Annotated in this window: 7 protein-coding genes and 1 pseudogene; 6 read left to right on the top strand and 2 right to left on the bottom strand. The window is 73.9% G+C overall.

The window, feature by feature from the left end:
- Positions 1 to 43 precede the first annotated feature (43 nt).
- On the top strand, positions 44 to 874 hold the full coding sequence (locus IE134_RS13805; RefSeq protein WP_098895813.1) for an alpha/beta fold hydrolase: 831 nt from the start codon (positions 44 to 46) through the stop codon (positions 872 to 874).
- Positions 875 to 1,021: 147 nt separating this feature from the next.
- Here IE134_RS13805 and IE134_RS13810 read toward each other — a convergent pair.
- Positions 1,022 to 1,816, bottom strand: a pseudogene (locus tag IE134_RS13810) (DMT family transporter); the annotation flags it as partial.
- Between the two features lie 47 nt (positions 1,817 to 1,863).
- Between IE134_RS13810 and pdxR the strand changes: the two are divergent.
- The 5 genes from pdxR to IE134_RS13835 all read left to right on the top strand — a co-directional run bounded on the left by pdxR (position 1,864) and on the right by IE134_RS13835 (position 10,979).
- On the top strand, positions 1,864 to 3,393 hold the full coding sequence (pdxR, locus tag IE134_RS13815; RefSeq protein ID WP_373296797.1) for a MocR-like pyridoxine biosynthesis transcription factor PdxR: 1,530 nt from the start codon (positions 1,864 to 1,866) through the stop codon (positions 3,391 to 3,393).
- A gap of 225 nt (positions 3,394 to 3,618) precedes the next feature.
- A complete protein-coding gene (locus IE134_RS13820) occupies positions 3,619 to 5,211 on the top strand; it encodes an alkaline phosphatase D family protein (RefSeq protein ID WP_030713884.1) in 1,593 nt (530 codons plus the stop codon).
- A gap of 109 nt (positions 5,212 to 5,320) precedes the next feature.
- Positions 5,321 to 6,700, top strand: a complete 1,380-nt coding sequence (locus IE134_RS13825) for an SWIM zinc finger family protein (protein WP_098018693.1) — start codon at positions 5,321 to 5,323, stop codon at positions 6,698 to 6,700.
- Positions 6,697 to 9,486, top strand: coding sequence for a DUF7824 domain-containing protein (locus IE134_RS13830; RefSeq protein ID WP_189430632.1), 2,790 nt, complete (start codon positions 6,697 to 6,699; stop codon positions 9,484 to 9,486). Before IE134_RS13825 ends, IE134_RS13830 begins: the two co-directional genes overlap by 4 nt.
- Before the next feature lie 65 nt (positions 9,487 to 9,551).
- The gene (locus IE134_RS13835) at positions 9,552 to 10,979 is read left to right on the top strand and encodes a GNAT family N-acetyltransferase (protein WP_030713875.1); all 1,428 of its coding nucleotides are present in this window, start codon (positions 9,552 to 9,554) and stop codon (positions 10,977 to 10,979) included.
- Here the strand turns inward: IE134_RS13835 and IE134_RS13840 are convergent.
- Entirely contained in the window at positions 10,912 to 12,126 is a 1,215-nt protein-coding gene (locus IE134_RS13840) for a trans-sulfuration enzyme family protein (RefSeq protein ID WP_126931963.1), read from the bottom strand. The two genes, IE134_RS13835 and IE134_RS13840, sit on opposite strands and share 68 nt — an antisense overlap.
- Positions 12,127 to 12,146 lie beyond the last annotated feature (20 nt).

The following is a 12,146-nucleotide window of genomic DNA, read 5'->3' on the forward strand; positions in this document are numbered from 1 at the left end:
ATTGTTGTTGACGAGATGTCTACCCACTCCAGGGAGCAGCAGCATGACCACCACGGTCTCCTTCACCGTCGCAACGGCCGACGGCCCCCGTCCGGTCTCGGTCGCGTACGAACGGACCGGCTCGGGCGAACCGTTGCTGCTCCTCCACGGCATCGGCCACCACCTGCGGGCCTGGGACCCGGTGAAGCGGATCCTGGCCGCCGAGCGTGACGTGATCGCCGTCGACCTGCCCGGCTTCGGCACCTCGCCCGCGCTGCCGGACGGAGTTCCGTACGATCTCGGGACCGTCGGCACGGTCCTCGGCGCCTTCTGCGCCGAACTCGGCCTGGACCGCCCCCATGTGGCCGGGAACTCCCTGGGCGGGCTGCTCGCGCTGGAACTCGGCCGCACCGAGGTGGTGCGGTCGGTGACCGCGCTGTCCCCGGCGGGCTTCTGGACGGAGGCGGAGCGGCGGTACGCCTTCGGCACCCTGCGGGCGATGCGCCGGAGCGCGCTGGCTCTGCCGGTGCCGCTGATCGAGCGCCTGTCCGGCAGTGCGGCGGGCCGGACGGCCCTCACCAGCACCATCTACGCCCGGCCCGGCAGGCGTTCACCGGAGGCCGTCGTCGCCGAGACGCTCGCCCTGCGCGGAGCGACCGGCTTCCACCAGACGCTGGAGGTCGGCCGGGGCGCCTTCTTCGGCGAGGACGTGAAGGGTATCCCCGTCACCGTCGCCTGGGGCACCCGCGACCGCATCCTGCTGCGCCGGCAGGGGGTCCGCGCCAAGCGGGTCATCCCCGACGCCCGGCTCGTGCGGCTGCCCGGCTGCGGGCACGTTCCGATGAACGACGACCCGGCGCTCGTGGCCCGCGTCATCCTGGACACCAGCCGCTGAGCCGTCGCGCGGGACGTCTGGCGTACGGCTCCCGGACCGTACGCCGGAGGCCCCGCGCCGCCCGGGGACGAGGACACCGGAGCCGTACGCCACACCGGCGCCGACCAGGAGGCTTCCCGCGCCCTGCGCGAGGCCGTACGTCCCGGCCCCGACCAAGGGGGCGGTCAGGGCGGCGGAGACCGGGATCAGCCCGGAGAAGAGCGTGGCGCGTTCCGCACCGATGCGTTGCATCCCGCTGTACCAGCAGACGAACCCGATCACGGTGACGACGACGGCCTGCCACAGCAGCGCCGTCGCCTCGCCGCCCGTCGGGACCCGCAGGAACGAGCCGCCGTCCAGCAGCAGCCCGAGCAGCGCCGACTCGATGGCCGCGACGCCGCAGACCGTCGCGGTGAGGAGCTTCGGGCCCAGCGGCCGCAGGACCGGGACGGCCAGGACCGCGAAACCGACCTCGCCCGCGAGCGCGCCCACCGAGAACAGCACGCCTGCCAGGTCGGTGCGCCCCCAGCCCTGGACGGTGAACGCCCCGACGGCGACGAGGCCTGCCGCGTACAGCGTGACGCGGGACGGACGACGGCCGTCCAGCAGCGGGACGAGCACGCCGACCACGATCGGCGCACAGCCCACGAAGACGCCCGGAACAGCCGGTTCCGCCGTCTGTTCGGCCGCCAGGACCGCCAGGTTGAACCCGACCATGCCCACGGCGGCGAGCAGGACGATCCGCACCCACTGGCGACGGGTGAGGCGTCGGAGCCGGGCCGTCGCGGAGTCGGGGTCGCGGCGAAGGAACGGGATGAGCAGCAGCGCGGCGAGACCGTAGCGGAGCGCCTGGCCGCCCGCGAACGGATAGTCGCCGAGGACGCTGTTGGCCGTGAAGGATGCCCCCACCAGCACACACGCGAGGGCCGCGAGGAGGGCCCCGCGCAGAGAGGTTGCGTTCATGGGGCCGACGCTAGGGTCGGCGACGGACCGGTTTAAGGTCCACTTCCATGACGAGTTCGGGGACCAATGCGGGGGCGGAGGTGGGGGCCGAGTCGAGGGCCGACTCGGAAGCCGGTTCGGGGGCCGCTCCAGTGGCCGGTCCGCCGCGTCCGGCGGCGGAATCGCTCTCTCCGGCCTGGGAGTTGCTCCTGCCCGCCGCTGCCGCGCCGGCGCGCGGGCGGGGGCGTGCGCTGCGGTCCGCGCTCCGGGAAGCGGTGCGCTCCGGCCGTCTGGCAGGCGGCACGCGGCTGCCCTCCAGCCGTGAACTCGCCGCTGATCTGGGGGTGTCGCGGGGTCTGGTCACCGAGGCGTACGAGCAGCTCACCGCGGAGAGCTATCTGCGCAGCGGACGGGGCGCGGGCACCTGGGTGAGCGAGGGCGTACGCGCTGCGGAGCGTCCCGTGCGCGACCGTGCGCCGGGCGCGGCGGGCGCACGCGTGGACTTCCGGCCCGGCACCCCCGACCTGTCGCTCTTCCCGCGCAGCGCGTGGGCCGCCGCCCAGCGGACGGTGTTCGGCCGGCTGCCGCACGGCGCTCTGGGCTACCCCGATCCGCGCGGGCTGCCGGAGCTGCGCGAGGCCCTGGCCGGACTGCTCGCCCGGCGCCGGGGCGTGGTGGCCGATCCGGAGCGGCTGGTGGTCTGCTCGGGGGTGGCCCAGGCGACGACTCTGCTCGGCTTCGTCCTCCGGGACGAGGGCGTGGTCTCGGTCGGGGTGGAGGATCCGGGCAGCCCGGAACACTCCTCGCTGTTCGCGGCGACCGGCCTGGGCACGGTCCCGCTCCCCCTCGACGACGAGGGGCTCGCTCTCGCGCCCCTGGAGCGCTCCGGCGTACGCGCGGTGGTGACCACGCCCGCGCACCAGTTCCCCACCGGAATCGGCTACTCCGCGCAGCGGCGCGGCGAACTGCTCGGCTGGGCGCGGGACGCGGACGCCGTGATCATGGAGGACGACTACGACGGGGACTTCCGGTACGACCGGGCCCCGGTGGGCGCCTTGCAGGGTCTGGATCCCGAGCGGGTCGTGTACACCGGCTCCGTGAGCAAGTCGCTGGCCCCCGGTCTGCGGCTCGGCTGGCTGATCGCGCCCGCCGCGCTCACCGAGCGCATCGTCGCCCGCAAACGGACGATGGATCTGGGCAACCCGGTGCTCGACCAGGCCGTGCTGGCCGATTTCATCGTGCGCGGCGGCTACGACCGGCAGTTGCGTCGCTGCCAACGGGCCTACCGGGCACGGCGGGACGGGATGGTGGCCGCGCTCGACGAGCACTTCCCCGGCACGGCGGTCAGCGGGATCGCGGCGGGGCTGCACATCATCGCCCGGCTGCCCGCGCGGTACGGCCCCGAGGACGTCTTCCTCAAGCGTGCGGCGGGGGCGGGCATCGCCCTGCGGCCGTTGCGCGACTGCGGAACGGCCGGCTCCGAGGACGGCACCCTGCCGCTCGTTCTCGGGTACGCCCATCTCGCACCCGGGGACATCGCCCGGGGGGTCGCGGCGCTGGCGGAGGCGTGGCGTACCGGACGGGCGGGTTCCGGCTGAGCGGTCGGTGGGGCCGCTCGGAGCCGACCGGCCGGGCGACCGACCGGCCTCGCACGGCTGGCCGGGACCGACCGCCCGGGCCCGGCCGACGGGCGTCGTTCACCCGGGGTTCGGGCTCCGGCCGCCGCGAGGCACTAGGCATGGCGCAGACCGGTTCCGTACCGGGACGGGCCGCGCCCTTCCCCGTACGGTGCACCGCCCGACCACCTCCCTGGAGGCGCTTCGATGTCCCACCGTCCGCACCGTCCGCTGGTGTCCTCTCCCGGCCGCCGTACCGTCCTGCGCGGTTCGCTGATCGCCCCGGCGGCCCTCGCCCTCTCACCCGCGGTCGCGTCGGCAGCCCCCTCGCTGCACCTGGCGGGGCGGCCCGAGGCGTCCTGGGGTGTGCAGGTGGGCGGTGTCACCTCCTCGTCGGCGCTGCTGTGGGTGCGCTCGGACCGGCCGGCCAGGATGCTGGTGGAGACCTCGGCGACCGAATCGTTCCGGCGGGTCCGCAGGTGGCACGGGCCGTCGATCGGGCCCGGAACGGACTTCACGGGGACCACGCCGCTGTACGGACTGCCGCCGGGCGAGCAGGTGCACTACCGCGTGACGCTAGCCGATCCGGCCGATCCGCGCCGTACCGGAAAACCGGTGTACGGGACCTTCCGCACCGCTCCGGCGCGGCGCCGGTCCGGGGTGCGTTTCGTGTGGTCGGGCGATATCGCGGGGCAGGGCTGGGGCATCAATCCGGACATCGGCGGCTACCGGGTGTACGAGGAGATGCGCCGCCTGGACCCGGACTTCTTCCTGTGCAGCGGCGACAGCATCTACGCGGACGGTCCGCTGGAGGAGAGCGTGACGCTGCCGGACGGCCGGATCTGGCGCAACGTCATGACCGAGGAGAAGGCGAAGGTCGCCGAGACACTGGACGAGTACCGGGGCAACTTCCGCTACAACCTGCTCGACCGGAACGTCCGCCGCTTCAACGCGCAGGTGCCCTCCGTCGTGCAGTGGGACGACCACGAGGTGCGCAACAACTGGTATCCCGGCCAGATCCTCGACGACGCCCGCTACACCGAGAAGAACGTGGACATTCTCGCGGCGCGCTCCGTGCGGGCGTTCCAGGAGTACGTGCCGCTCGCGCCGTCGCACGGTTCCGGGCGCCGGTCGCGGATGTACCGGGTGGTCCACCACGGGCCGCTGCTCGACGTGTTCGTCCTCGACATGCGGTCGTACCGCAACGCCAACTCCCCCAATCGGCAGGCCGACGACGCGACGGGCATCCTCGGCGCCGAGCAGTTGCGGTGGCTGAAGCGCTCGCTCGCCGCCTCCCGGGCGGAGTGGAAGGTGATCGCCGCCGACATGCCGCTCGGCCTGGTGGTCCCGGACGGTGCGACGAACTTCGAGGCCGTGGCGCAGGGTGACCCCGGGGCCCCGCTCGGGCGGGAGCTCCAGATCGCCGAGCTGCTCCGCTTCGTCAAGCACCGCAGGATCACCGGCACCGTGTGGCTGACGGCCGACGTCCACTACACCTCGGCCCAGCACTACGCGCCGGAGCGGGCGGCGTTCAAGGACTTCGCCCCGTTCTGGGAGTTCGTGTCGGGCCCGCTGGCCGCGGGTGGCTTCCCGGCCAATGCGCTGGACGGCACGTTCGGCCCCGACCGGGTCTTCGTGCGGGCCCCCGACCGGGCCAATGTCTCGCCGATGGAGTCGCCGCAGTATTTCGGCGAGGTGGAGATCGACGGGGGCAGCGCGGAGCTGACGGTACGTCTGCGGGCCGAGGGCGGGTCGGTGCTGTTCACCAAGGTGCTCCGGCCGGGCCGCGTCGGGCAGTAGCGGCGGCGAACGGCTTCGGAGCGAACAGGGGCGGGTGAACGGGGCGTTCCGCAGCGAACGGCGGCTTCGGCGAGGACCGTTGTCAGTGGTGGGTCCTACGCTTTTTTTCATGACCCGATCCGTTCAGGCCTTGGCCTACGCACGCCCGTCCGCCCTGGCGTCCTCGCAGGTGGGGCCCTCCCTCGGTCTGGAGACCGCAGGGGGCCTCACCCCGCGCGGAGCGGAGGCGCACCCGCGGTTCTTCGCGGGTTTCCTCTCCGATCCGCGCATAGCGGCGCGTGGGCTGCTTGCGGTGGCGGACGTGGCCGCCGCCCGCTACCACCAGCGCACGCTGCCCGCCTCGCTGGACCCGGTGGTGACGGGGAACGGGGACCGGTTGCGCTTCGAGTCGTTCTCCGGCTGCTGCGGGGTGTATGCCCGGCTCGATGTGCTCCGGGAAGGGCTGGACGGGCAGGAGACGGGCCACGGTACGACGAATGTGGATGTGAACGCTCCGCTGCGGGAGGCGCTTTCGCGGATCACGGCGGACGATCCGCTGCATCTGCGGGTGGGGCCCGAGGAGCTGGCGGTGACCACCCTGGACGGTCCGGTGGTGGAGAAGAAGGTGCCGCTGCCCGACAGGTGGCTGCGCGGTTTCGCGGAGGCGCAGGTCGCCTCGGCAGGATTCGATCTGCGGGCCGAGCTGACGGCGGCGCGGGCGGTGGCGTTCCTGCGTTCGCTGCCCCGCACCCCGTCCTCGGGGAACGCCGGGCGCGGCGCCCGGTGGGTGGTGGCGGCGGGCGGGTCCCTGCGCCCCACGACCCGGCCGGTCCCGGGCGCGGTGTGCCTGCCGGGCCCGGAGCGGCTGGTGGCGTTGCAGCGGGTGCTGCGCGACGCGACGGCCCTGCGGGTGTACGGGCCAGTGGCCGACGGTGCGGCGGCGGCGAGCGCCTGGGAGGTGGTGCTGCCGGGGATGCGGCTCACGCTGACGCTCTCCCCCGATTCCGCGCGGGGGTTCTCGGGCGAGGGCGGCGTCCTGGAGGCGCTGGCCACGGACGACGCGGCGGCCGATGCCGAGCTGGTGTCGGTGCTGCTCGCCTGGGAGCCCCGGATCGAACCGGCGTCGCTGGCCGAGCAGTCAGGGCTGAGCGTGGAGCGGGTGCGGGCCGCGCTGACCCGGCTCGGCACGGCGGGCCGCGTGGGGTACGACCTGGCGGACGCGGCGTACTTCCACCGCGAGCTGCCGTACGACGCGGACCGGGCGGAGCGGCACAATCCGCGTCTTGTGGCCGCCCGCCGGCTGGCCGGTGAGGGCGCGGTGTCCCTCGACGGTTCGCGGGCGACGGTCGTTTCCGGGGACCGCCGCTACCAAGTGCGGGAGAGCGGTTCCGCGTTCAGCTGTACGTGTCAGTGGTGGGCGGACTACCGGGGGCGGCGAGGTCCCTGCAAGCACGCGCTCGCCGTGCGTATGGTCCGCCGGGGTGCGCCGGTCGCCGGAGGTGCGCGATGAACGAGCTGCTGACCGCCGTGCGGGCGGGGCGTCACCACGATGTGCCGCCGTTGGTGCTCGCCCTGGACCGGCCCGGCCGCAGGTCCGCGCTCGCCGAGCTGAAGGAGTTGCGCAAGGAGGTGCGGGGCTGGGACTGGCAGCGGCGCGACAAGATCCGCAAGGCGCTGCTGGTGGCCGGTGCGGGCTGTCACACCGGGGCGGCGGGGTGTGCCGCCTGGATCGGCGGCCGTGATCTGCGGGACTGGACCCGCTCCCCGTATCCGTTGATCCTCGCCTCGCTGAAGGACCGCGATCCGGTGTGGCTCGGCGATCTCGCCCGCCGCTTCGCGGGGCGCTCGGCCCTCTCCGAGGCGGAGTACACCTTCGTCGGCGAGCTGACCCGGATCGCCCGGGTCCCGCTTCCTGCCACGGACAACCTCGTGACGGGCTGGACGGAGCTGGTCGGCGCGGCGCGCTGGCGGCGCCGGACCCGCCGCCCGCTGACCGAGATCCTGCGGGACGATCCGCACACCGCCGTGCTGGCACCCCGGCTGTTCGAGATGGCGGAGCTGCCGCCGCAGGTCGATTTCCACGACGCGCCGGATGCACAGGACCACTGGCCCGGAGCGCTGTGCGCGCTGGCCGAGGACGGGGTGCTGGACCGGTCGTATCTGGTGGAGCGGTGCGTGGCGCGTCTGATACGTGGCGGCAGATCCGTCGACCAGCGGTTCTTCCTGGCCGTTCTGCAGCGGCTGGAGGCGACGGAGGACGAGGAGCAGAGGCATCTGCGGGACTGGACGGCGATGGCGGCGGACGGCATCGCCCCGGTCGCCTCGCATGCCCAGCAGGTGCTCGTACGGCTCGACGCGCGGGGCGCGTTGCCGACCCGGGAGCTGGCGGACGTGTCGGGGGCGCTGCTCTTCCGCCCGGAGAAGAAGCTGGTACGGGCCCAGTTGACCCTGCTGGGAAAGGTGCTGCGCCGGGACTCCTCGACGGCGGGTGAGCTTCTTCCGGCGGTCGCCGAGGCGTTCGGCCATGAGGGCATCGACATCCAGGAGCGGGCCCTGAAGCTGGTGGCCCGGTATCTCCCCGCCGCCGGCCCGGAGGTGCGGGAGCTGCTGGCATCCGCCGCCGCGCAGTTGGGCCCCGTGCACCGGGAGACGGTCACCTCCCTGTTCGGCGGTCTCGTGGAGGAGGTGCCGCAGGAGGCGTACGAGGAGTGGCTGCCGCCGGCGCCGGTGCTGCGGCGTCAGGAGCCCGCTCCGGGGACCGTGGCCGAGCTGGTCGAGGAGGTGGCCGCCCGGGTGAAGGCGCATGCGTCGGAGCACTGGATCCCGGCGTCGGCCGTTCTGGACACCTCGGCCGGGATCACCGGTTTCGAGCGGGCGCTCGACGGTATCGTCCGGCTGGCCCGGAGCGACCGGGAGGAGCTGACGGGGGGTTTGCGGGAGGCGCTGGCCGGGGTGCATTTCGTCGAGCACGGTCTGTCTCCGTACATGGTCGATCCGCGCGGCGTCTCGACCTCGCACGGGCTCTCCGTCGTGGTGGCCTCGCTGCTGGGCCTGGTATCCGAGCGGGACAGGGTCGCGTGGCGGGCGAAGACGGTCGTGACGGGGTCGGCCGCCTGTGCTCATGCCGCGCTGAACGGGGTGCTGCTCGACCGGGTGTGGGAGGTGTCGGAGGCGATAGCCGCCGGGCGGGTGCCGTTCCTGCTGGCGACGCCGACCTGGCACACCGGGGCGGTCGAGGCGGCCGAGCTCGTGGAGCGGCTGCGGGCCTACGGGGAGCTGGGTGTTCGCCCGGGTCCCGCCGACTTCGCCCAGGCCCTGCTGCGGGTCCGCCGGGGCAGCGGGCCCGAGCGCGCGGAGGCCGCCGCGGCGGCCGAGGCGTTGGGCACCGGCGAGGGCGACCGGCTGGCCGCTTGGGTCCGTGCCGAGGAGTCGGTGGCCCCGGTGCTGCGGCATCCGGCGACCATCGTCTCCCGCCCGTCGGCGGGCACGTGGTGGCAGCGGACGACGACCGGGGCCCGTCAGGTGCTGCCGGCCACCCGCGAACGGCTGGTGATCCAGCGCGATTTCCCGGAGGCCTTCCACTGGCTGGGCCGCGCCCAGCTCCCCCGCGCCCAGGAGTGCTACCACTGGGGACCCGAGCGGTCCTCGCACTGGACGGCCACCCTGCCCGGCGACCCGGAGACGCTGGCCGCCTGGCTGATGCCTGACCTGCTGTTCGCCGCCGATCAGGGGCAGCGGGGAGCCGTCGGGTTCCTGCCCGCGCTGGCCGAGAGCGCGGGCGAGACGGGCGGGGCGATGCATCTCGCGCTAGCCTACGCGCTCGGCGCCCGGCACCCCGAGGACCGGACGGCGGCGGTGGACACGCTGCTGGTGCTGGCCGCGCGGGGGCGGCTGGACGGGGCGATGCTCGGGCGGGAGCTGGCGATCCTGGTCGACCGCGACCTGGTGAAGGTGAACCGTACGGCCGACGCGCTCGGCACGGCCGCCGCCACCGGCGCCTGCCGGACGGTGCTGACCGTGCTGGCGGCGATGCTGCCCGGTCTCCTGGCGTACGAGAAGACGCCCCGGGGGCTCGGGGACCTGCTGTCCGTGGCGGCCGAGTGCGCCGAGCGCTGCGGTACGGACGGGATCGAGCCGATAGCGGGGCTCGCGGCGACGGCGGGGCGCAAGGGCTCGTCCCAGACGGTCCGCCAGGCCGCCCGGCTGATCGCCACGTTCGGGGACCGGGAGACCCAGCAGCGACCGGCCCTGGAATCTGACCGAAAAGCGACGATAGAGGACCAGATCAACACGTAACCCATCAGTCACAAGGCGTTCGTGATCAGGCAACACCATTCGTTCACAGTGAGGATATGACTGATGTGACCTCCGCGAAGAGCGCCCGCCGTCCGCACCACTGGCGGCGGGACCTGATCGAACTGGCCGCCCTGTTCACCGCCGTGGCCGTGGCCGACGCGATCGCCAACCTGATCGGACACCAGCCCGACGGGCCCTACCTGCTCATGGCGTCGGCGGTGGCGCTGGTGGCCACGGCCGCGTTCCACACCTGGTGGGCCCGACGCCACAGTCACGCACCCCCGTCGGACGAGGCGGACGTCGCGCCGGTCGGGGCCGGCGCGGCGGGTGGGACCGGCACATCGGCCGGCGAGGCCGAGGGCACCGGTGAAGGCGGGGTCGTCGGCGCCGGGGAGACCGGGACCACGCTGTGGCGGATGCGGACGACGGTGCTCGACGCCCCGGGCAGTCTGGCCGCTCTGTGCACGGCGCTCGCCGGGCTCCGCGTCGACATCCTCACCCTCCAGACGCACCCGCTCGCCCAGGGCACCGTCGACGAGTTCCTGCTGCGGGCCCCGGCCTCGCTCCAGGCGCAGGAGCTGTCCCGGAAGATCGCGGCCGCGGGCGGCGCCTCCACCTGGATCGAGCGGGCGGACGCCCACGACCTGGTGGACACCCCGACCCGGGTGCTGTCGCTGGCCACCCGGACGGCACTGGACGCGGCCGAGCTGCCGCTCGCCCTGCGCCAGTTGCTCGGCCGGTGCACCATCCACTCGCTGCCCGCCGTCTCCGTGACGGGCCGGGCGACCGGCCAGAGCGCCCCGGTCGAGGGCGTGCTGGAGGAGACGGTGATGCGGCTGCGGGACCCGTCCGGCGGGGTGATCTCCGTCGAGCGGCCCTATCTGCCGTTCACGCCGACGGAGTTCGCGCGGGCGCGCGCCCTGGTCGAGCTCGACGCCCGGCTCGGCCCCCGCGTGCCGCGCAGCGAGGACGTCCTCACCCTGCCCGAGGGCAACGAGATCACCGTGCGCCGCGCGGACCAGGACGATCTCACCGCCGCCCGCGCCATGCACGACCGCTGCTCGCAGGACACCCTGGGCCTGCGCTACCACGGTCCCGTCGCGGACGCCGACCGCTATCTCGACCATCTGCTGAGCCCCCGTTTCGGCCGCACCCTGGCGGTGCAGACGGCGTCGGGCAGGCTGGTGGCGCTGGGCCACCTCCTCTGGGACGGCGATGAGACCGAGGTCGCCCTCCTCGTCGAGGACGACTGGCAGCGCCGGGGCATCGGCTCCGAACTGCTCCGCCGCCTGGTCGCCCTGGCCGAGGAGGCGGGCTGCGACAGCGTGTACGCCGTGACGCAGTCCCGCAACACCGGCATGGTGGCCGCGATGCGCGCGCTGGAGCTGCCCCTCGACTACCAGATCGAGGAGGGCACGCTCGTCATCACCGCCCGGCTGTCGAGTGAAGGGGCCGCACGGCCGTCCGCGCCGACGGAACGGGCCCGTCGCTGAGCGCCTGGCACAGATCCGCCCACAGGTCCTCGACGTCCTCCAGGCCGACCGACATCCGCAGCAGCCGGTCGCCGACACCGGCCGCCCGCCGGTCTCCCTCCTCCACGATGCGGTGGCTGATGGAGGCCGGGTGCTGGATCAGCGAGTCCACGCTGCCGAGGCTGACGGCGGGCGTGATGAGCCGCACCGCGGAGATCACCCGGTGCGGGTCCCCGTACACCTCGAAGGAGATCATCGCGCCGCCGATCCTCGGGTAGTGCACCCGGGCGATCCGCGGGTCGGCGGTGAGCCTGCGGACGAGTTCGGCGGCGCTCGCCGACGCCGCCCGGACGCGTACCGGCAGCGTGGACAGGCCCCGCAGCAGCAGATAGCCGGCCAGCGGGTGCAGCACCCCGCCGGTGGCGAACCGCATCTGGCGCAGGGTCGCGGCAAACTCCTCGTCGCAGGCGACGACGCCGCCCATGACGTCCCCGTGGCCGCCGAGGTACTTGGTGGCGCTGTGCAGCACGATGCGGGCGCCCTGTTCGACGGGGCGCTGGAGGACCGGGGTGGCGAAGGTGTTGTCGACCAGCAGCGGCACGGTTCCGCAGGCGTGGGCGACGGCCCTGATGTCGACCTCGGCCAGGGTCGGGTTGGCCGGCGTCTCGACCATCACCAGGCCGGTGTCCGGGCGGATGGCGTCGGCGATGCCCGCCGGGTCGGTCCAGGTCACCTCGGTGCCCAGCAGCCCGGCGCCGAGCAGATGGTCGCTGCAGCCGTAGAGCGGGCGGACCGCGACGACATGGCGCAGTCCCTGGCTCGCGCGGGCGAGCAGTACGGCGGTGAGCGCGGCCATCCCGCTGGCGAAGGCGACCGCGCTGTCGGTCCCCTCCAGCCGGGCGAGCGCCGTCTCGAAGCGGCCCGTGGTGGGGTTGTCGAGCCGGGCGTAGACGGGCGGCCCGTCGGGGAGGGAGCCGGTGGTGGCGAAGGCGTCGATGCGCATCGCCTCGTCGCGCGAGTCGTAGGAGGGGTAGGTGGTGGACAGGTCGATCGGCGGGGCGTGCACACCGAGGGAGGCGAGGTCGTCGCGTCCGGCGTGCACGGCTTCGGTGGCGAGAGCCCTGGACGGGGTGGGAGCAGGGGGCGTCATCGAGACTTCGTTGTCCATGGCGTCACTCTGAACAGTTA

Origin of the sequence: Streptomyces rubiginosohelvolus (assembly GCF_014649875.1) — a bacterium.
Taxonomy (GTDB): domain Bacteria; phylum Actinomycetota; class Actinomycetes; order Streptomycetales; family Streptomycetaceae; genus Streptomyces; species Streptomyces rubiginosohelvolus.